The 20,416-nt window shown below is 69.0% G+C and carries 15 protein-coding genes; 3 read left to right on the top strand and 12 right to left on the bottom strand.

From position 1 onward, the window contains the following. Positions 1-45 precede the first annotated feature (45 nt). The 3 genes from AC1MED_RS07940 (at position 46) to AC1MED_RS07930 (ending at position 5,040) form a co-directional block, all read left to right on the top strand. Positions 46-1,449: an HRDC domain-containing protein gene (locus AC1MED_RS07940; RefSeq protein ID WP_479786312.1), complete on the top strand. Its 1,404-nt coding sequence runs from the start codon at positions 46-48 to the stop codon at positions 1,447-1,449. A 139-nt stretch (positions 1,450-1,588) separates the two neighbouring features. Next, on the top strand, positions 1,589-2,878 hold the full coding sequence (locus tag AC1MED_RS07935) for a thiolase family protein (RefSeq protein ID WP_479786310.1): 1,290 nt from the start codon (positions 1,589-1,591) through the stop codon (positions 2,876-2,878). Next, the gene (locus AC1MED_RS07930; protein ID WP_479786308.1) at positions 2,875-5,040 is read left to right on the top strand and encodes a 3-hydroxyacyl-CoA dehydrogenase NAD-binding domain-containing protein; all 2,166 of its coding nucleotides are present in this window, start codon (positions 2,875-2,877) and stop codon (positions 5,038-5,040) included. The genes AC1MED_RS07935 and AC1MED_RS07930 overlap by 4 nt, the downstream gene beginning before the upstream one ends. A gap of 94 nt (positions 5,041-5,134) precedes the next feature. Here AC1MED_RS07930 and AC1MED_RS07925 read toward each other — a convergent pair whose 3' ends face one another. From AC1MED_RS07925 to AC1MED_RS07870, 12 genes are all read right to left on the bottom strand, one after another. After that, positions 5,135-5,485, bottom strand: a complete 351-nt coding sequence (locus tag AC1MED_RS07925) for a VOC family protein (protein WP_346958992.1) — start codon at positions 5,483-5,485, stop codon at positions 5,135-5,137. A gap of 129 nt (positions 5,486-5,614) precedes the next feature. Further along, entirely contained in the window at positions 5,615-7,192 is a 1,578-nt protein-coding gene (locus AC1MED_RS07920; protein ID WP_479786306.1) for an ABC transporter ATP-binding protein, read from the bottom strand. Then, the gene (locus AC1MED_RS07915; RefSeq protein ID WP_479786304.1) at positions 7,189-7,941 is read right to left on the bottom strand and encodes an energy-coupling factor transporter transmembrane component T; all 753 of its coding nucleotides are present in this window, start codon (positions 7,939-7,941) and stop codon (positions 7,189-7,191) included. Before AC1MED_RS07915 ends, AC1MED_RS07920 begins: the two co-directional genes overlap by 4 nt. Before the next feature lie 3 nt (positions 7,942-7,944). Then, positions 7,945-8,775 (bottom strand): ECF transporter S component, encoded by an 831-nt coding sequence (locus AC1MED_RS07910; protein WP_479786302.1) that lies wholly within the window; start codon positions 8,773-8,775, stop codon positions 7,945-7,947. Positions 8,776-8,834: 59 nt separating this feature from the next. After that, positions 8,835-9,860 carry a nucleoside hydrolase gene (locus tag AC1MED_RS07905; protein ID WP_479786300.1) on the bottom strand — a complete coding sequence of 342 codons (1,026 nt, stop codon included), beginning with the start codon at positions 9,858-9,860 and terminating at the stop codon, positions 8,835-8,837. Positions 9,861-9,934: 74 nt separating this feature from the next. Continuing rightward, entirely contained in the window at positions 9,935-10,912 is a 978-nt protein-coding gene (locus tag AC1MED_RS07900) for an aldo/keto reductase (RefSeq protein WP_346958996.1), read from the bottom strand. Between the two features lie 89 nt (positions 10,913-11,001). Continuing rightward, positions 11,002-11,220, bottom strand: a complete 219-nt coding sequence (locus tag AC1MED_RS07895; RefSeq protein ID WP_346958997.1) for a helix-hairpin-helix domain-containing protein — start codon at positions 11,218-11,220, stop codon at positions 11,002-11,004. Between the two features lie 97 nt (positions 11,221-11,317). Continuing rightward, on the bottom strand, positions 11,318-11,875 hold the full coding sequence (locus AC1MED_RS07890; RefSeq protein ID WP_479786297.1) for a hypothetical protein: 558 nt from the start codon (positions 11,873-11,875) through the stop codon (positions 11,318-11,320). Positions 11,876-11,972: 97 nt separating this feature from the next. Then, positions 11,973-13,946, bottom strand: coding sequence for a 1-deoxy-D-xylulose-5-phosphate synthase (gene dxs / locus AC1MED_RS07885; RefSeq protein WP_479786295.1), 1,974 nt, complete (start codon positions 13,944-13,946; stop codon positions 11,973-11,975). 143 nt (positions 13,947-14,089) lie between these two features. Beyond that, complete coding sequence (locus AC1MED_RS07880) at positions 14,090-16,903, bottom strand: aconitate hydratase (RefSeq protein WP_346959000.1); 2,814 nt, start codon at positions 16,901-16,903, stop codon at positions 14,090-14,092. A gap of 172 nt (positions 16,904-17,075) precedes the next feature. Continuing rightward, positions 17,076-18,422 carry a class I SAM-dependent RNA methyltransferase gene (locus tag AC1MED_RS07875; protein WP_479786294.1) on the bottom strand — a complete coding sequence of 449 codons (1,347 nt, stop codon included), beginning with the start codon at positions 18,420-18,422 and terminating at the stop codon, positions 17,076-17,078. Further along, entirely contained in the window at positions 18,419-20,395 is a 1,977-nt protein-coding gene (locus AC1MED_RS07870; protein ID WP_346959002.1) for an APC family permease, read from the bottom strand. Before AC1MED_RS07870 ends, AC1MED_RS07875 begins: the two co-directional genes overlap by 4 nt. Positions 20,396-20,416: the final 21 nt, after the last annotated feature.

Raw genomic sequence — 20,416 nt, 5'->3', positions numbered from 1 at the left:
AGCCTCGGCCGGCAAGGACAGGGTTGTCGGTAAACTGGAGTCATCATGACCCCTCATAATCCGGAAATCAGCACCGCGGGCACCGCCACAAACACCGCCACGAACTCAGCCGCAGGCACAGTCCCCAGCCCGACTGACGCCGCGGACACGGCAGCCCACATCACGGTCGAAGGCTTCGACAGCCTGGTCCCCGAGGTCATTGACCTCGACGCGCCCCGCGACGGCGTCCCCCTCGTCATTGAGACCCGGGCAGGACTGGAACGCTGCGCCGCCGCCCTGGCCGCCGGCCACGGACCTGCGGGAGTTGATGCGGAACGCGCCTCGGGATTCCGTTACGGCCAGCGTGCCTTCCTCGTGCAGATCCGCCGCGAGGGCGCCGGCACCTGGCTGATCGACCCGGAGCCCTTCGGGGACCTGCGCATCATCAACGAGGCACTGCGCGGCGTTGAATGGATCCTGCATGCGGCCAGCCAGGACCTCCCCTGCCTGTCCGAACTCGGTATGTGGCCGGACAAGCTCTTCGACACCGAACTCGCCGCCCGGCTGGCCGGGCTGCCGCGGGTGGGCCTTGCCGCCGTGATCGAACAGCTCCTGGGCTTCGGCTTGGCCAAGGAACACTCCGCCGCCGACTGGTCCACCCGGCCACTGCCGGAACCCTGGCTGCGCTACGCCGCGCTCGACGTCGAGGTCCTCACCGAACTGCGCGAAGAGCTGATCGAACTGCTCACCGCGGACGGCAAACTGGACTACGCCGAGCAGGAATTCGCCGCGATCCTCGAGGCCGGCCAGGCCCCGCCGCGCGTCGACCCCTGGCGCAAGACTTCCGGGCTGCACCAGATCCGCGACCGGCGCCAGCTCGCCGCGGTCCGCGAACTCTGGCTGGAGCGCGACTCACTGGCGCAAAAGCGCGACGTCGCCCCGGGCCGGCTGATCCCCGATTCGTCCCTCGTGGCCGCCGCCAAGGCCATGCCGAGCACCGTCCCGCAGCTGCTCGGCACCAAGGGCTTCCATGGCCGGGCCGCGCAGCGCGAGGCCCCGCGCTGGCTGCGCTGCATCAGCACCGCCCGGAGCCTTGAGGAGCTCCCGCCGCTGCACCTGCCCACCAATGCTCCCCCGCCGCCGCGCGTCTGGGCCGACCGGGATCCCGAGGCCGCCGCTCGGCTCGCCACCGCCCGGCCGAAGCTGCAGGCCCGGGCCGAAGAGCTGAACCTGCCGGTCGAAAACCTGCTGACACCGGACTACCTGCGCCGCGTGGCGTGGCGGCCGCCGGCCGAGATCAGCGAGGAAGGCATTGCCGAGGAGCTGCAGAACCTCGGCGCCCGCCAATGGCAGATCCAGCTCACCGCCCCGCTGATCGCCGACGCCTTCCTCAACCCGCAGCCGTTGCCCCCGAAGGAAGCCAAAGCAGCCCCGGTGGAACCGGCAGCACCGACCGACGCCGTTTCCTGACGCCCGGCCCACCAACTCCTTGCCAGCTATGTTACTGATGAGTAACATAATTAGGGATGCCGCCTGATCAGGCCCGTCCATCCGAGCCCCCAACCGGCGGACGGAGATCCGGCACCCATGTCTCAATGAGGAGTAATACGTGAGCCAAGCCAGCAACGGAACCGACAGCGGCGCAAAGCCCAGCACCGGAAGACGCAACACCGTCCGCGACGTTGTCTTCGTCGACGGCGTCCGCACCCCCTTCGGCCGCGCCGGCGAGAAGGGCATTTACGCCGGAACCCGCGCCGATGACCTCGTGGTCAAGTGCATCCGCGAACTGATGCGCCGCAACCCGTCCCTGCCGGCCGAACGGATCGACGAGGTGGCCATTGCCGCCACGACCCAGACCGGAGACCAGGGCCTGACCATCGGCCGCACCGCCGCCCTGCTGGCTGGTCTGCCGCGGACCGTTCCCGGTTTCGCAATCGACCGGATGTGCGCCGGCGCGATGACCGCGGTGACGACGACGGCCAGCGGCATCGGCTTCGGCGCCTACGACGTGGTGATCGCCGGCGGCGTGGAGCACATGGGCAACCACCCGATGGGCGCCGGCGCGGACCCCAACCCGCGCTTTATGTCCGAACGGATCGTGGACCCGGCCGCCCTGAACATGGGCAACACCGCGGAAAACCTGCACGACCGCTTCCCCGCCATCACCAAGGAACGCACGGACGCCTACGCCGTCGCCTCCCAGGACAAGCTGGCCGCGGCCTACGCCAAGGAACAGATCCAGCCGGACCTGGTCCCGGTGGCCACCATGAAGCCGGGCCAGGGCTGGACCGTCAACACCGTGGATGAGCCGCCGCGCCCGGGCACCTCGGTCGAGGACCTCGCTGCGCTGCGCACCCCGTTCCGCGCGCATGGCCGCGTCACCGCCGGCAACGCCGCCGGCCTCAACGACGGCGCCACCGCGGCCCTGCTCGCCTCCGCCGACGCCGCCGAAGAACTGGGCCTGCCGGTCAAGATGCGGCTGGTCAGTTACGCCTTCGCCGGCGTCGAACCGGAGGTCATGGGCATCGGCCCGGTGCCCGCCACCGAAAAGGCGCTCAAAAACGCCGGTCTCGGCATCGAGGACATCGGCCTGTTCGAAATCAACGAGGCCTTCGCCGTGCAGGTCCTCAGCTTCCTGGACCACTTCGGCATCGCCGACGACGACCCCCGGGTGAACCGCTACGGCGGCGCGATCGCCGTCGGGCACCCGCTCGCCTCCTCCGGCGTCCGGCTGATGAACCAGCTGGCCCGCCAGTTCGAGGAAGACCCCGGCGTCCGCTTCGGCATGACAACCATGTGCATTGGCCTGGGCATGGGCGCCACCGTCATCTGGGAGAACCCGCACCACGCCGACTACGGCACCGAATACACCCCCACCGAGACTGGAGCCGCAGCATGAGCGCCGCCGATTTCCACAAGCTTGCCGAACTGTTTCCCAACGAGACCGTGACGCACTCCTACGTCCAGGACATCCAGCTCCCCGCCATCGACGGCAAGAGCCCCGGCACCTTCGCCCTCGTCACCCTGGACAACGGCCTGGACCACTCCAAGCCCACCACCCTGGGCCCGAACACCCTGATCGAGCTCGGCACCGTGCTGGAAGGGCTGCGGGACCGTGCCGCGCGCGGCGAGATAGTCGGCGTCGGCGTCACCGGCAAGCCCTACTTCCTGGTCGCCGGCGCGGACCTGTCCACGGTCAAGTCGGTCAGCGGCCGTGAACAGGGCCTCTGGATGGCCCAGCTCGGCCACGACGTTTACGCCACGCTGGCGAACCTCGGCGTGCCCAGCTTCGCGTTCATCAACGGCCTGGCCCTGGGCGGCGGGCTGGAGATCGCCCTGCAGTCCACCTACCGCACCGTCTCCACCGGGGCGGGTGCGCTGGCCCTGCCGGAAGCGTTCATCGGGCTGATCCCGGGCTGGGGCGGGGTGTACATCCTGCCGCGGCTGATCGGCCCGGAGAACGCGGTCAAGGTGATGATCGAGAACCCGCTGAGCAACAACCGCACGCTGACCGGCCCGCAGGCCTACGAGCTCGGCGTCGCGGACGCCATCTTCGAGCCGGCCGACTTCGTCGAGCAGTCCGTGGCCTGGGCCGCGCAGGTGATCGCCGGCGCCACCGTCCCCGCGCGTACCAATGCCGTCGACCCCTCCGCCCCGGAGGTTGCCGAGCGCTGGGCCGCGTCTGTCGCCGCCGGCCGGGCGTTCGTGGAGGCGAAGACCTCCAATGCCTCCCCGGCACCGGCCAAGGTGCTGGATGTGCTGGAAGCCAACCGCACCCTGACGCAGGCCGAATCGGCGGAGCTGGAATGCCAGACCCTCGCGGACCTAATGCAGACGGACGAATTCCGCTCCACGGTGTATGCCTTCCTGGACCTTGTGCAGCGCCGTTCCAAGCGTCCCGCCGGCGCCCCGGACCGCAAGCTCGCCCGCCCGGTGACGAAGATCGGCGTCGTCGGCGCAGGCCTGATGGCCAGCCAGCTGGCGCTGCTCTTCGCCCGCCAGCTCAAGGTGCCCGTGGTGATGACGGACATCGACCAGGCCCGCGTGGACAAGGGCGTGGACTACGTCCACGCCGAGGTGGACAAGCTGTTGGCCAAGAAGCGGATCAGCGCGGACGCCGCCAACCGGACCAAGGCCCTGGTCAGCGGCTCCGTGTCCAAGGAAGCCTTCGCCGACGCCGACTTCGTGATCGAGGCGGTCTTCGAGGAGCTCAACGTCAAGAAGCAGGTGTTCAAGGAGGTCGAGGCGATCGTTTCGCCGGAGTGCATCCTGGCGACCAACACCTCCTCGCTGTCCGTCACCGCCATGGCGGAGGACCTGCAGTATCCCGAACGGCTGGTGGGCTTCCACTTCTTCAACCCGGTGGCCGTGATGCCGCTGCTGGAGATCGTCCGCGCGCCGAAGACCGACGACGCCGTGCTGGCCACCGCGTTCGAGCTGGCCAAGGGCCTGAAGAAGTCCGCGGTGCTGGTCAAGGATGCCGCCGCGTTTGTGGTCAACCGGCTGCTGCTGCGGCTGATGGGCGAAGTGACGGCTGCCTTCGATGAGGGCACCCCGGCCGAGGTGGCGGACAACGCGCTGCGCCCGATGGGCCTGCCGATGACGCCGTTCACGCTCGGCGCCATGGTGGGGCTGCCGGTCGCGCAGCACGTCCAGGAATCCCTGCACGCCGCTTTCGGGGACCGTTTCACGGTGTCTAAAAACCTGCAGGTCCTGATCGACAACGGGGTCAAATCCCTCTGGGACCCGTCCTCGGTGAAGGCCGGAAAGCCAGTGATCCCGGCGGAGACCCTGGCCCTGATGTCGTTCGGCGATTCGCCCTCCACCGCCGAGGAAGTGCTGCGCCGCACGCAGGACGCCCTGGCTGAGGAAATCGGCCTGATGCTGGCCGAAGGCGTGGTGGCCGGACCGGAGGACATCGACCTCTGCATGATCCTCGGCGCGGGCTGGCCGATGTTCCTGGGCGGCATCACCCCCTACCTGGACCGGGTGGGCGCCTCCGAGCGGGTCAACGGCAAGAAATTCCTGGCACCGGGCGTGGCCTCGGAACCTGCCGCCTAGCAGCCGAAGACGAAGGCGCCGCCGCCCGTGCCGTGATGGCGGGGCGGCGGCGCCTTTGTTCGTTCGGCCGGCCCGGCAGGGGCGGCCGCTGCCGTTAGCACTCGCAGATCATCAGCACGTTGCCATCCGGGTCCTTGAAGTTGAACCACTGGCCGTCCCGGATCTCCGTGACCTCCGCACCGGCGTCCTGCACATGGGCGTGCGCGGCCTGGATGTCGGAGGTGTTGAGATGGAACGCGGGCACCCGGAAGACCGCGTCAGCGGAGTAGATCTTGCTGTCCAGGACCAGGCCGGCCCCGTTCATCGGCAGCACATAGAGATGACCGAAGAGAATCTCGCCGTCCGCCGGGGCACCGAGCAGGGAGCAGTACCAGTCCCGGGCCTTGGCGATATCGCTGACCGGGACGAAGACCGTCCCGATCTCCGGGGCTATAGCGTTTGTCAACGGTTCCTCCTGGTCAACGGTTCCTCCTGGTCAACGGTTCCTCCTAGTCAGGGGCAGGCCCGCTCCGACGCGGGAAAACTCCAAGAAATATACAGTGCCGGGCGGCAGTTGGTTCGTAACCGGCGCTCGTCAGATTTCCCGCAGGCTGCCGCCGTCGAGAACCAGGACGCGGTGGGCGTTGGCGCTCGCGTAGGCGAGGTCGTGCGTGACCAGTACGACGCCGGCGCCGCGAGCCGCCTCCGCGGCAACGGCGTGCTGGAGCCGCTCAAGGCCGTGCCGGTCCAGTCCCACGGTCGGCTCGTCCAGCGCGATGACCGCCGGCCTGCGGGCCAGTACCGTAGCCAAGGCCAGGAGCCGCTGCCGGGACGAGGGCAACTCGGCCGGGTGCGCCTGCGCATCGGCCGCGAGCCCGACGGTGGCCAGCGCCTCCTGCGCCCGCCGGCCCGCCGCGTCCGTGCCGAGCAGCCGGCGCAGCCCGAAGCCGACTTCCCGCAGCACCGTCCGTTCAAAGAGCTGGTCACGCGGCTGCTGGAACAACAGACCGACCGAGGTGGCAACGCGGCCGGTCGGGATCCCGTGGATGCTTCTTCCGCCCACGAGCACCTCCCCGGTGTGCGGCCGCAGCAGCCCGTTCAGGAGGCGGAGCAGCGTGGATTTGCCGGTGCCGTTGGGACCGGTGATGGCGACAATTTCACCGGGCCGGACCGTCAGGTCCAGATCGCGCAGCAGGTCTGCTGCGGGCACGACCCCGGCCGGCCCCCTTGCGGATCTCGCGCCGCGCATCTTGCCTGAGCCGTAGCCGAAGCTGATGCCCCGCAGTTCAAGCACCGGGGCCGCGGCGGCGGCCGCGGCGGTCAGCTGCGCGGGGGTCTGGGCGCTGCCGGACTCCGTCACGACGCCGGCGTCGCTGAGCACGGGCCCGGCAGCCAGCCCGGCCGGCGGGCCTTCCGCGGTTGCCGTGCCGGCATCCAGGACAAGCCAATGCCCGGCACGGCGGGCCAGCGCGTCGGCCCGCTGGCTCAGGAGCACGACGGCGGTGCCGGCGTCGAGCAGGGACTGCACCAGCTCCGCCACCTGGCTGGTCCCTGCCGCGTCCAGGGAGGCCAGCGGGTCATCGAGGACCAGCACGTCGGGCCCGGCGATCACCGCGCAGGCGACCGCCAGCCGGCGCAGTTCGCCGCCGGAGAGCTCCGCAGGGTTCCGCTCCAGCAGTCCGCTCAGGCCGGTCTGTTCGGCGCTCCGGGCCACCTGCCGGATCATCTCCGGGCGGGGCACGCCGCGGTTTTCCAGCCCGAAGGCCAGCTCCTCGGCCACGGTGGAGCGCACCGAGGACAGCATGGCGCCGGCGTCCTGCGGCACGTAGCCCACTCGGCCGGACCAGGCGGCGGGGTTGATCCGGGGGTCGCCGGCGCCGCCGCGGAAGTCCAGGCGGTCCGCGCCGAGGGCCAGGCTGCCGAGCAGGGAGCCGGAGTGGCCGGCCCGGACCCAGCCGGCGAGCAGTTTGCCGAGGGTGGTCTTGCCGCTCCCGGAACCGCCCAGCACTGCGGTCAGGGATCCGGGCAGGACGGAGAGTTGCACGTCACGCAGCACCGCGCCGGTGTCCCCGTGGTAGCTAAAACTGGTGATCCGGGCAGCGGCCGCCGGCAGCGCGGCGGTGGCGGACTGCCCAACTCCTGCGGCTTGCCCGGCCGGCCCGTTACCGGTCACGAGGGCACTCCCGCCGGCCAGGCCGTGATCAGCCGCAGCACCACGGCGGCCGCGGCCAGCAGCAGCGCCGCGGCCCGGAAGATCCGCTGCCCGGGCGGGTCCTCCAGCTGCCGGTAGCTGGTCCGCGGACCGGGGGCGCCGAAACCCCGCGCGTCCAGGGCCTGCGCCCGGAGCCCGGCGTCCTCCACCAGGCCCAGGACCAACGGAACCGCCTGCAGCCGCGCGGCCGCGAGCCGGGACAGCAGCCCGCGCCGGACCACGAGGCCGCGCGCCTCCTGGGCGTGCCGGATCCGGGCCAGCCGGGCCGCCATGGCGGGAACCAGCGTGAGCGTGGAGGCCAGCACAAAGCTGAACTGCGGCGGGAGGCGCCGCGCGGCCAACGCCGCCGTGAGGTCCGGGACGTTGACGGTGAAGGAGAAAAGCAGGAGCAGCAGGACACACGCGGCCGTCCGCGAGGCCAGCTCCAGGGCGAAGTTGAGTCCTTCGGCGGTCACGCGGGCCGGCCCCCACTGCGCCAGCACCGTATGCCCTTCCGGGAAGAACAAACCGTGCAGTACCAGCAGGGACAGGAACAACGGTCCGAGGATGACCCCGGCAGCCCAGAGCACCCGGCCGGCCACGCCTGCGCGTGCGGCGAGCAGCACTGCGGCGAGGGCCACGCCGACGGAGAACGGCCAGCTGCCGGCCGCCGTCGTCATGACCGCGGCGCAGCAGGCCGCGGTCAAGGCCGTGAGCGGGTGCAGGGGCATGGCCTAGGCTGCGGGGTCCGCCGGGACCTTGCCGGCGAGCACCCGGAAGCGGCGGACAAAGGCGAACTGGAACGTGGTGCGCCGCGGCAGGGCGTAGGCCAGCAGTGCGGCGATCGTGAAGACGATCGCCTTGTCCATCGGGTCGGAGATGAGGGCCTGCTTTGTGATCGCGGCCAGCAGCGTGTCGCCCATGGCCCGGAACGCGCTGACGATGGCGCCGGTGCCCAGTCCCGCGGTTCCGCCGTAGACAAACGCCGCGATCGGGGCGGAGACGACGCCGGCGAGGATGCCGGTGAGGAAGCCGGCCACGGGGGCGAAGTAGAAGCGGCGGAAGAGTCCGGCGCGGGCGGCCAGCCCGGCGAGGAAGCCGATCAGCGCCGCTCCGGCGGCGAAGGGCAGCACGGTGGGGTTGAAGAAGGACCAGACGATGCTGCCGAGCACTCCGGTGGCGGCGCCGGCGGCAGGTCCGGCGAGGACGGCGATCAGGACCGTGCCGATCGCGTCGAGATAGAAGGGCAGTCCGGTACTGCCCATCAGCTGGCCGAGGACCACGTTGAGCACGATCGCTACCGGCATGAGCACCAGGGTGGAGGTGGGCAGCACGGGCAGCACCGCCAGGAGCAGCAGCACCGCGCCAAGCAGGAAGCCGCCGAGGGCCACCAGGGCGGAGAAACTGGCGGGTCCGGTGGCGATGTCCGCAGGCTGGCTGAAGACCAGGAAAACGTAGGTGGCCGCGATGGCCGCGGCACCGGCAAGTTCGAGCAGCCGGCGGCGGCCGGGGGCCGTCCCGGCGCGGGCGTCGGCGTCGGGCAGGGTCAGGGGTTGCGGTGACATGGGAAAAGTCCTTCGGCTGGGGTTTGCTTCGTCCGCCTCATGTCACCTCGGCGCAGCTATCATCTTAGCGATCCGGCAGCCAACGAGCGCGCCAGCGCGCCAACGGAGGAGATCAGCTCGTCGAAGCATTGCCCCGGATCGTTGCCGGTGACGATCCTGGCGTTCGGCGGCAGTCCCCAGAGGCCGCGGAAGTCGGCCACCGTGGTGCCGGCCAGCAGCGGGGACTCCGTCTCGACGTCGACCGTCGCCAGCCGGGTGCTGACGGGGGTGCGACCGACGGCAGCGCAGGCGGCAAACGCGTCGTGCATGTGTGCCACATAGCCCTGGTCGTAGAGCCGGTGGAACTCCATGTAGAAGCGGATCGCGTCCGACAGGCATGCCACCAGCGGGCTGCTGGAGCTGCTGCGCAGTCCTTCGGGCTGCTCCGGGAGCACCAGTTCGGGTTCCGGCGCGCCGGCGGCCTCGCCGAGCCGCCGCAGGTGCTCCGGCAGCATCTCGATCCGCTCCGTGGTTTCCAGCGCGCAGACCACCGGGAGCTTCTCCTCGGGCAGCCCGCGGTAGGCCGCGTAGACCTCCTTGGCGGCGTGCGGGTCCACCGCGGTGTTCCACTCCGCCGTCGGCGTCGTGTTGCCCTGGTAGTAGAAGCTGCCGCCCATGATTACCAGGCCCTTGAGCAGCCTGGGGAGCTCCGGTTCGCGGCGCAGGGCCAGGGCAAAGTTGGTCAGCGGTCCGGTGATCAGCCCGGTGATCTCCCCCGGGTGCGCCCTGGCTTCCTCCACCCAGACGTCCACGGCGTGCCGTGCCGAGATGGCCTGGGCGGGGGCCGGCAACTCGGCATAGCCGATCCCCTGCGGGCCGTGGGTCTCCTCGGTGGTAACGAGCGGAATCTGCAGCGGAACCTCGGCTCCGACCGCCACCTCAATCCCCGACCGGCCGCACAGCTCCAGCAGGGACAGGCTGTTCAGCGCCACCTGGCGTGCCCCGACATTGCCGGCGGTGCAGGTGATCGCCTGCAACCGGACCTCAGGCCGGGACAGCAGGTAGACGATGGCCAGGGCGTCGTCGATCCCGGTATCGACGTCCATCAGGACCCGGTGTCTGGCGGCGCTCCCTCCAGGCGGTGAAGCGTTCAACACGGTAGGGCTCAGAGCAGGGAGGCTCAGAACAGGGCAATCTTCGGCGTGCGCGGGAAGATCTCGTCGAGTTCTGCCAGCTCTGCGGCGTCCGGCACCCAGGCCACGGCGGCGGCGTTCTGGCGGACCTGGTCGGGACGGGTGGCGCCGGCGATCACGCTGCTGACGGATGGCTGGGCGGCGAGCCAGGAGAACGCGACCTGGATCTCGGTCAGGTTCCGCTCGGCGGCGAAGGCGGAGAACGCGCCCAGCTGTTTCCAGTCGGCGTCGTGGACGAGGTTGGTGCGGGTGTGGCTCAGCCGCGATCCTTCGGGTGCCTCCCCCTCGGAGTACTTGCCGGTGAGCAGGCCGTTGGCCAGCGGGAAGTAGGGCAGCACGCCCAGGCCGTACGCTTCGGCGGCCGGGGTGACCTCCAGCTCGGCGCGGCGGTCCAGCAGGTTGTAGTGGTTTTGGCTTGAGATGAAGCGTGCTCCGCCGCGGCTGCGGGCCACGAATTCGGCCTCCGCAATCTGCCAGCCGGCCCGGTTGGAGTGGCCGATGTAACGGACCTTTCCGCTGGTGACGAGCTCGTCGAGAGCCGCGAGGGTCTCATCGATCGGCGTCAGCGGATCCGGCGTGTGGAACTGGTAGAGGTCGATCCAGTCCGTTCCCAGCCGGCGCAGGGAGGCCTCGGCCGCCTTGATGATGTAGCGGCGCGAGCCGCGGGCACCGAAGTCGTTGCCGTTGGTGCCGCGCATGTCCAAGCCGAACTTGGTGCCGATCACGGCGTCGTCCCGGCGGCCGCCGAGGGCCTTGCCCAGCATGGTTTCGCTGAGCCCGGGCTCCCGGCCATAGGCGTCGGCGACGTCGAAGAAGGTGATCCCGTTGTCCAGGGCCGCATGCACGACGGCGTCGGTCCCCTCCTGCGTCTCGGTGGCCGTGTTTGCCCGGCCCAGATTGTTGCAGCCAAGTCCCACCACGGAGACGGTCAGTCCGGAATTTCCTACGCGTCGGTATTCAGTCATGGGATTCAGCCTATAACGGCCGAGGGCGGGTCCCGGGCAGGCTCCCGGGCGGCCTCCCGGGCGGCCTCCCGGGCGGCCTCCCGGGCAGGCTACCCCGCGGGCAGTTCCAGCCCGTGTTCGTCCATGGCGTCCTGGAGTTGCGCGAGGGTGCGCGGGCAGATGCCCGGCATCCCAGCCAGCCTCCGGCGGCCCAGCAGCACCAGGTGTTCCAGGGTTTCCACTCCCGCGTGCGCCAGGGACTTGCGCGCCGGCGCCGCCAGCCCTGCCGGTAACGGAGTGCTGCCTGGTCGAGGGGATTTGCGCGTCATTGCCGTACCTTCCAGTCGCTTGCCCCCAAAACTGATGTGAGCCGTGCCCGGCTCCTAACAGGTGGTGCCCGGAGTGCGTGGTGGCTGCCGGTGGTGCCTAGAGTGTGAAGCTGTTGGCCGGTTTGGCCGAGTGCTTGAGCTTGAACTCGGTGCTGCCGAACGGGGCGGCGCCGATGCTCAGCTTGGTGAAGTCCAGGTCCTCGCCGCGGATGCAGACCTTGATCGCGTTGACGGTCTTGTTGACGTCCGGGGTGAGGCAGAAGATGTTGAGCTTGGCGTCGGCGAACTCGGAGCGGTCCACCACGCCGAGGCCGCGCCAGGCGAGGTGGCTGATCAGGGCGTCCTTGGCTTTTTCCTCAAGGTAGCGGTCGCGGCTAGTGCCGTCCTTGGTCTTCAGCGCGTATTGCGCCACCACCCAGAACTGTTCCTCGTCCGGGATTTCCGCGTAGCCGTCCTCCGCGCACTGCGCCGCGAAGGCCGCCATCAGTCCCTCGCCCGCGGCGGCGTCGGCAGCCTCGGTTTCCTCGGTCTTGCTCTGGTGCCCGACGACGCCGTGGTTCATCACGAACTCGTGGTATTCCTCGTCGATCCAGGCTTCCCGGAAGTGCAGGACTCCTTCTTCGTCGCGTTTGTAGACCCGGATGATGCCGCTCATGGTAAGTCCCTTCGTATACCGTCCGCGGTCTTTGCCGTCGAAGGGTGCTTGCTGTGCCTTGACGGCCTGGTAAAGCTGGTGGGGCGCGGGGTCGCGCTCACAGGATCGGCAGGCTGCCGGTGCTGGGGTGCTGTTGGCCGGGCAGCGGCCGCGCGAACGGGACCTTGGTTCCGAGGACCTGCGCGACGACGTCGTGGGTGATTTGCTGGGCGGTCAGTCCGACGCGCTCCAGGACCTGGCTGCGGCTCCCGTGGTCGAGGAACTCCACTGGCAGTCCCACCTCGTTGAGCGCGGTGTCCACCCCGGCGGCCCGCATTTCCTGCCGGATCCGGGAACCGACGCCGCCGGCCCGGACGCCGTCTTCGATGCAGATGACCAGCCGGTGGTGCGAGGCGAGGGCGATCACGGAGTTGGGCACCGGGAGGACCCAGCGCGGATCCACGACCGTGGAGCTGATGCCTTGGGCGCCGAGCCGGTTGGAGACGTCCAGCGCGAGTTCGGACATGGCGCCGACGCTGACGATCAGCACGTCGTTGTCGCTGGAGCCGGCCGGGCGGCGGGCCAGCACGTCCACGCCGTCGTTGAGCCGTTCGAGGGCTTCGACTTCGGCGCCGACGGTGCCCTTGGAGTAGCGGATCACGGTGGGGGCGTCTTCGACGGCGACGGCCTCGCGCAGTTCCTCGCGCAGCCGGGAGGCGTCGCGCGGCGCGGCGAGGTGCAGGCCGGGCACGATCTGGACCATCGCCATGTCCCACATGCCGTGGTGGCTGGCGCCGTCAGGCCCGGTGACCCCGGCCCGGTCCAGCACCACGGTGACGCCGGCCTTGTGCAGGGCGACGTCCATCAGCAACTGGTCGAAGGCGCGGTTCAGGAAGGTCGCGTAGACGGCCACCACCGGGTGCAGTCCGCCGAACGCCATGCCGGCCGCGGAGGTGAGGGCGTGCTGTTCGGCGATGCCGACGTCGAACACGCGCTCCGGGTGGCGGGCGGCGAACTTGTGCAGCCCCACCGGGATCAGCATGGCCCCGGTGATGCCGACGATGTCCTTGCGTTCGTCGGCGATGTCGGCGATCTCGTCCGCAAAGACCGAGGTCCAGGACTTCGCGCCGCCGGCTTCGGTGGGCTCGCCGGTTTCCGGATCGATGATCCCGACGGCGTGGAACTGGTCCGCTTCATGGGCGCGGGCCGGGGCGTAGCCGTGGCCCTTTTCGGTCATGGCATGCACGATTACCGGTCCGGCGTAGTTCTTGGCCGTGGCCAGCGCGTTTTCCATGGCCTGGAGGTTGTGGCCGTCCACCGGGCCGATGTACTTCATGCCCAGGTCCTCGAACATGCCCTGGGGCGCCCACCAGTCCTTGATGCCCTTCTTCATGGCGTGCAGGCTCTTGTAGGTGAACTGCCCGGCGGGGCCGCCGCTCTGCAGCCGCTTCTTCCACCAGTCCAGGGCGCCTTCGTAAGCCGGCGCGGCCCGGAGCGAATCGATGGTGGGGCGCAGTGAGGCGAGGTAGTCGGCGACGCCGCCGACCGTGGGGGCGTAGGAACGGCCGTTGTCGTTCACGACGATCACGACGCGGCGCTTCTTGTCCGCGGCGATGTTGTTGATGGCTTCCCAGGCCATGCCGCCGGTCAGGGCGCCGTCCCCGACGACGGCGATCACGTAGCGGTCCCCGTCGCCGGTCAGCTGCCGGGCGCGGGAGATGCCGTCGGCCCAGGACAGCGAGGAGGAGGCGTGCGAGCTTTCGACGATGTCGTGTTCGGATTCAGCCCGGTCCGGGTAGCCGGACAGGCCGCCCTGCTGGCGGAGCGTGCTGAAATCCTGCCGCCCGGTGAGAAGTTTGTGCACGTACGACTGGTGGCCAGTATCGAAGACGATGCTGTCGCGGGGGGAATCGAAGATCCGGTGCACCGCAATGGTGAGTTCAACGACGCCGAGGTTCGGCCCGAGGTGCCCTCCCGTCTGGGAGACGTTGCCGATCAGGAACTCCCTGACCTCGTTAGCCAGCTGGTCCAGCTGCGCCTGGGACAACTTGCTCAGGTCCTGCGGATTCCGGATGGTCTCCAAGATTCCCAACGGCCCCTCCTTGCGGGTAGTAGACATGCCTTTTAACTCTAACGCCTCTTCGGCGGGCCCGGCGCCCGGCGGGTGCCGGAACGGGAAAGCCCCGGTCCGTCAGGGACGGACCGGGGCTTTCCCGTTTGGCTGCTTAGACCGCGCTAGTTAGCGGAGATCTGGCGCAGCACGTACTGCAGGATGCCGCCGTTGCGGTAGTAGTCGGCTTCGCCCGGGGTATCGATGCGCAGGACCGCATCGAAGGACGTGACGGTGCCGTCTTCGGCCGTGGCGGTGACCTTGAGGGTCTTCGGCGTGGTGCCTTCGTTGAGGGCGGTGACACCCTCAACCGCGAAGGTTTCCGTGCCGGTCAGGCCCAGGCTGGCGGCGTTCTGGCCGGCCGGGTACTGCAGCGGCAGGACGCCCATGCCGATCAGGTTGGAGCGGTGGATGCGCTCGTAGCTTTCCGCGATGACAGCCTTGACACCCAGCAGTGCGGTGCCCTTGGCGGCCCAGTCACGGGACGAGCCGGAGCCGTACTCCTTGCCGGCCAGGACGACCAGCGGGGTGCCGGCGGCCTGGTAGTTCTGCGCGGCGTCGTAGACGTAGGCCTGCGGGCCGTCGGCCTGGGTGAAGTCGCGGGTGAAGCCGCCCTCGACGCCGTCGAGGAGCTGGTTCTTGATCCGGATGTTGGCGAAGGTGCCGCGGATCATGACTTCGTGGTTGCCACGGCGCGAGCCGTAGGAGTTGAAGTCCTTGCGCTCCACGCCGTTGGCCAGCAGGTACTGGCCGGCGGGGGTGTCCGACTTGAAGGAACCGGCCGGGGAGATGTGGTCCGTGGTGACCGAATCACCGAGCTTGAGCAGTACGCGCGCCCCGGTGATGTCCTGGACGGGCTCCGGCTGGGCCTTCATGCCCTCGAAGTAGGGGGGCTTCCGGACGTAGGTGGACTTCTCGTCCCAGGCGAAGGTGTCACCGGCCGGGGTGTCGAGCGCCTTCCAGCGGTCGTCGCCCTCGAAGACACCCTCGTAGCCGCGGGCGAACATGCCCTTGTCAATCGAGGAGTCGATGACCTGCTGGACCTCGACCGGGTTCGGCCAGATGTCCTTCAGGAAGACGTCGTTGCCGGCTTCGTCCTGGCCCAGGGCGTCGTTCTCGAAGTCGAAGTCCATGGTGCCGGCCAGGGCGTACGCGATGACCAGCGGCGGGGAAGCCAGGTAGTTCATCTTGACGTCCGGGTTGATCCGGCCTTCGAAGTTGCGGTTGCCGGAAAGCACGGCGGTGACGGAAAGGTCGTTGGCCTGGATGGCCTCCGAGATTTCGGCGTCGAGCGGACCGGAGTTGCCGATGCAGGTGGCGCAGCCGTAGCCGACGATGTAGAAGCCGAGCTTCTCCAGGTACGGGGTCAGGCCCGACTTGTTGTAGTAGTCGGTGACGACCTTGGAGCCCGGAGCCACGGAGGTCTTGACCCACGGCTTCGAGGTGAGGCCCTTGTCCACGGCGTTGCGGGCCAGCAGCGCGGCGGCCAGCATCACGGACGGGTTGGACGTGTTGGTGCAGGAAGTGATCGAGGCGATCGACACCGCGCCGTGGTCCAGCTCGAACTCGCGGCCGTCGGCGGTCTTGACGGCCACCGTCTTGGTCGGACGTCCGTTGGACTTCGGACCGTGCCCGTGCGGCGCTTGCTCCGTGAGGTGCGTCGCCGAGGCGGTGAACGACGGCGAGTCGGACGCCGGGAAGCTCTCGTCGATCGCTTCGTCCAGGCTGCCGTCCGGGAGTTCTTCCTTCACGTAGTTGCGCAGGTCCTCGCGGAACTGGGCCTTGGACTCGGTGAGGATGATACGGTCCTGCGGGCGCTTCGGGCCGGAGATCGACGGGACAACCGTCGACAGATCCAGCTCGAGGTACTCGGAGAACTTGATCTCGCGGGAGGGATCGTGCCAGAGGCCCTGTTCCTTCGCGTAGGCCTCCACGAGGGCCACGTTCTCGTCGGAGCGGCCGGTGAGGCGCAGGTAGTCGAGGGTGACGTCGTCGATCGGGAACATCGCGGCGGTGGACCCGAACTCGGGGCTCATGTTGCCGATCGTGGCGCGGTTCGCCAGCGGCACGGCCGCGACGCCTTCGCCGTAGAATTCCACGAACTTACCGACCACGCCGTGCTGGCGCAGCTGCTCGGTGATGGTGAGCACGACGTCGGTGGCGGTGGCGCCGGCCGGGATGGACCCGGTCAGCTTGAAGCCGACGACGCGCGGGATCAGCATGGAGACGGGCTGGCCGAGCATGGCCGCCTCGGCTTCGATGCCGCCGACGCCCCAGCCGAGCACGCCCAGGCCGTTGACCATGGTGGTGTGCGAGTCGGTCCCGACGCAGGTGTCCGGGTAGGCGCGGAGCGCGCCGTCAACTTCGCGGGTCATGACAGTGCGGGCCAGGTATTCGATGTTGACCTGGTGCACAATGCCGGTGCCCGGCGGGACGACCTTGAAGTCGTCGAACGCGGTCTGGCCCCAACGCAGGAACTGGTACCGCTCGCCGTTGCGCTGGTACTCGATCTCCATGTTGCGCTCCAGCGCGCCGGAGTTACCGAAAGCGTCGATCTGGACGGAGTGGTCAATGACCATTTCCGCCGGCGCCAGCGGGTTGACCCGCTTGGGGTCGCCGCCGAGTTCCTTGACGGCCTCACGCATGGTGGCGAGGTCGACAACGCAGGGCACGCCAGTGAAGTCCTGCATGATCACGCGCGCCGGCGTGAACTGGATTTCAGTGTCGGGCTCGGCGTTGGGATCCCAACCGGCCAGTGCGCGGACGTGATCGGCCGTGATGTTGGCGCCGTCCTCGGTCCTCAACAAGTTTTCAAGCAATACCTTGAGGCTGAACGGAAGGTTTTCTGCACCTTCAACGGAGTTCAACCGGAAAATTTCGTATTCGGTACCGGCTACATTAAGTTTGCCTTTTGAACCGAAGCTGTCCACAATGCTCATCGCAGGACTCCTCTCGCAACAGTTTCATCTTTGTCGCGCCGCAGACCCCTTGCTAGTTAGGTCATCCTAACTAGAGCTTTTCCTTGTTTGCACAAGGATCGGCGCTTGGGTGCAGGAGGTCAGCCGTGATTACGGAGCGCGACGTCGGACTACTCCGCCCATCCTAGTGGCCTCAGCCTCTGGGAGTCAGTAACGCCACAGTCTCCATGTGGTGGGTGTGCGGGTACAGGTCGAAGGCACGCAGTTCCTGAAGCCCCCAGCCGGCCTGCTGGAAGTAGCCCACGTCGCGGGCGAAGGACGCCGGATCGCAGGAAACGTAGGCCACCGCCCGGGGCCCGGCCGCGACCAGCTGGTTCACGACCGCCTTGCCGGCGCCGGCCCGGGGCGGATCCAGGATCAGGGCGTCGAAATCGCGCGGCTTCTGCCGCAGCACCCGCTCCACTTTCCCCTGGATGATTTCGACCTGGGTGGCGCCGTGCAGGTTCTTGCGCGCATCCCGGCTGGTGCCCGGCGCCCCTTCTACGGACAGCACCGACCCGGTGACGCCGACGGCGTCGGCGAGCGGCGCGGTGAAGAGTCCGGCGCCGGCGTAGAGGTCTGCCACCACGGAGCCGGCGCCAAGGTAGCCGCCGTCGTGCAGGAAGCCGGTCACGGCCCCCACCAGGGTGTCCGGGGCGTCGCGGTGGATCTGCCAGAAACCGTCGCCGGTGACGCGGTAGTCGTGGCCGGCCGCGGTTTCCTGCACCCAGGTGCGGCCGCGCAGCTGGGTCACGGCGCCGGTGCCGGGGTCCACCTGCGCCACGGAGACGTCGGCGGGCAGTTGGGCGACGATGGAGCTGAGCCGCTTGGCGCGGGTGCCGGCGGCCGGGACCAGGAGCACCAGCGGCCGCGAACCGTTGGCGGGAGCTGCCACCTCAACCCGTTCGATCCCCTGCAGGTCGATGTCCCAGAGCCTGAGGGCGTTGATGCCCTCGACGGCCAGCGGCATCTCGCGGACCGGGAAGACGGCGTCGGAGCGGTGCGCGTGCATGCCCAGCTTGCCGCCGGGCGTCACGGCGAAGCCCGCGCGGGTCCGCCAGGCAAGGCCCGTGGGGGTGCCACCTGCGGCCTCCCCCACAGCTTCGACCGTGACAGGCACGTCGACGCCGGCCAACCGGTGCAGCTGTTCGGCCAGGACGTCGGCTTTGAGTCCGCGCTGGCGCTCCAGCGTCATGTGGCCCAGTTCGGCGCCGCCCACGGGCGGATGGCCGTGCGACCAGGACCGCTGCGCGTCGGCCGCATGCCAGAAGTGGTCCACCCGGTCCGGGGAGGGTTCCAGCACCTCGACGACGTCGGCGCGCCAGAACTTGGCGGAGTCGCCGTCGTCGGTGAGCCGGATCCGGACCTTTTCGCCGGGGATTCCGTGCCGGACAAAGATCACCCTGCCCTCGTGCCGGGCCACGCAGTGGCCGCCGTGCGCGACGGGGCCGACGTCGACGACGAGCTCGGTACGGGCGGGGGTCCGGGTGTCGGTGCTCATTGGATATCCTGCAGTTTCTTGGCTTCTTCGGACGATTTCAGCTGCCACGGCACGCTGGCGACCATCACGCCGGGCTCAAAGTGCAGCCGTGTCTTGATCCGCAGCGCCGTCTGGTTGTGGACCAGCTGCTCCCACCATTTGCCGACGACGTATTCGGGGATGTACACCACGATCAGGTCCCGCGGTGAGTCGCGCCGCATGTTCTTGATGTACTCCATGATCGGCGTGACCGTCTCACGGAACGGACTGGCCAGCACCGTCAGCGGCACCGGGATCTCCAGTTTTTCCCAGTCCGCCAGCGTCTGCTCGGTCTCTTCCGGGCTGATGTCCACGGTGATGGCGTCCAGCCGCGAAGGCCGGGAGGCGCGGGCGTAGGCCAGTGCCCGGAGCACCGGTTTGCGCACGTGCGAGACGAGCAGCACGGCGTGGACCCGGGTGGGCAGCGCGCGGGGCGAAGAGTCCTCGTCGACGGCGAGTTCCTTGGCCACGTTGTCGTAGTGCGCGCGGATGCTCCACATGATCAGGAAGAGGATGAACATGGCCAGCAGCGCGATCCAGGCGCCCTGCTCGAACTTGGTGATCAGCACGATCACCAGGACCAGGGCCGTCATGCCGAAGCCGATCGTGTTGATGGTGCGCGACTTGATCATCCGCAGTTTCGCGGCCGGGTCCTTGGCGAGCTTCAGTTCGCGGCCCCAGTGCCGGATCATGCCGAGCTGGCTGAGGGTGAAGGAGATGAAGACACCCACGATGTAGAGCTGGATGAGCTTGGTGACGTCGGCGTCGAACGCGATGATCAGGACCAGTGCGCCGGCGGCCAGCGCCAGCACGCCGTTGCTGAAGGCGAGCCGGTCGCCGCGGGTGCGGAGCTGGCGCGGCAGGTAACCGTCCTGGGCGAGGATCGAGCCGAGGACCGGGAAGCCGTTGAAGGCGGTGTTGGAGGCGAACACCAGGATCACGCCGGTAGCGGCGACCACGATATAGAACGGGATGGAACCGGCGCCGAAGACCGTCTGCGCGATCTGGCTGATGGCCGGGTTCTGGATGTAGCCCTCGTCCAGCGGTTTGCCGTTGAGCAGGAACTCCGTCGCCGGGTCCAGCACAATGTGCACTTTGGTGGCATTGGCGAGGTAGATGATCCCGGCGAGCATGGCGGCGGCGATCGCGCCGAGCAGCAGCAGCGTGGTAGCGGCGTTCTTGCTCTTGGGCTTCTGGAAGTTCGGCACGCCGTTGCTGATAGCTTCGACGCCGGTCAGGGCGGCGGCGCCGGAGGAGAATGCGCGCAGCAGCAGGAATGCGCCCGCCAGCCCCACCAGCCCCTCGTCGAAACCGGCAGCCGGGACGATCTCGAACGCCGCCGAGGGCGCCTGGCCGAGCTGGCCGGTGGCGGCCTGGAAGATGCCTACGGCGGTCATGCCGAGGATCGAGAACATAAAGATATAGGTGGGGACCGCGAAGACGCTGCCGGCTTCGCGGATGCCGCGCAGGTTCACGAGGGCCAGGATGACGACGCCGATCGTGGCGATCGCGGCCTGCTGGCCGTGCAGGGACGGGACGGCGGTGGTGAGGTACGCGGCGGCCGAGGACATCGACACCGCGACGGTGAGCACATAGTCCACCAGCAGGGCCGAGGCGACCGTGAGGCCGGCGTACTTGCCCAGGTTGACGTTAGCGATCTCGTAGTCGCCGCCGCCGGAGGGGTAGGCATGGACGTTCTGGCGGTAGGACGCCACCACGGTAAGCAGCACCACCATCACGGCGAGCCCCACCCAGGGCGAGAAGGCCACAGCGCTGACGCCGGCCAGCGCCAGGGTCAGCAGGATTTCATCGGGTGCGTACGCCACCGAGGAGAGCGCATCGGAGGCGAAAATGGGCAGCGCAATCCGCTTGGGCAGCAGGGTGTGGGCCAGACGGTCGTTCCGGAAGGGCCTGCCTACCAGCACCCGCTTCACGGCGTTGAAAATTGTCAGCACCAGACAAAGCTAGTCTGATTC

It is taken from the genome of Arthrobacter sp. BI5 (genome assembly GCF_056680065.1).
Note: the sequence above shows the minus strand (reverse complement) of the source record. Positions and strands in the feature narration are given on the sequence as shown.

What these genes read in the sequence shown, in the direction of transcription:
- AC1MED_RS07890 (WP_479786297.1), bottom strand. Translation starts at nt 11,875, where the DNA reads ATGAGCGGCATCATCCGGGTCTACAAACGCGACGAAGAAGGAGTCCTG.
- AC1MED_RS07930 (WP_479786308.1), top strand. Translation starts at nt 2,875, where the DNA reads ATGAGCGCCGCCGATTTCCACAAGCTTGCCGAACTGTTTCCCAACGAG.
- AC1MED_RS07900 (WP_346958996.1), bottom strand. Translation starts at nt 10,912, where the DNA reads ATGACTGAATACCGACGCGTAGGAAATTCCGGACTGACCGTCTCCGTG.
- AC1MED_RS07910 (WP_479786302.1), bottom strand. Translation starts at nt 8,775, where the DNA reads ATGTCACCGCAACCCCTGACCCTGCCCGACGCCGACGCCCGCGCCGGG.
- AC1MED_RS07875 (WP_479786294.1), bottom strand. Translation starts at nt 18,422, where the DNA reads ATGAGCACCGACACCCGGACCCCCGCCCGTACCGAGCTCGTCGTCGAC.
- AC1MED_RS07895 (WP_346958997.1), bottom strand. Translation starts at nt 11,220, where the DNA reads ATGACGCGCAAATCCCCTCGACCAGGCAGCACTCCGTTACCGGCAGGG.
- AC1MED_RS07905 (WP_479786300.1), bottom strand. Translation starts at nt 9,860, where the DNA reads ATGGACGTCGATACCGGGATCGACGACGCCCTGGCCATCGTCTACCTG.
- AC1MED_RS07915 (WP_479786304.1), bottom strand. Translation starts at nt 7,941, where the DNA reads ATGCCCCTGCACCCGCTCACGGCCTTGACCGCGGCCTGCTGCGCCGCG.
- AC1MED_RS07940 (WP_479786312.1), top strand. Translation starts at nt 46, where the DNA reads ATGACCCCTCATAATCCGGAAATCAGCACCGCGGGCACCGCCACAAAC.
- AC1MED_RS07880 (WP_346959000.1), bottom strand. Translation starts at nt 16,903, where the DNA reads ATGAGCATTGTGGACAGCTTCGGTTCAAAAGGCAAACTTAATGTAGCC.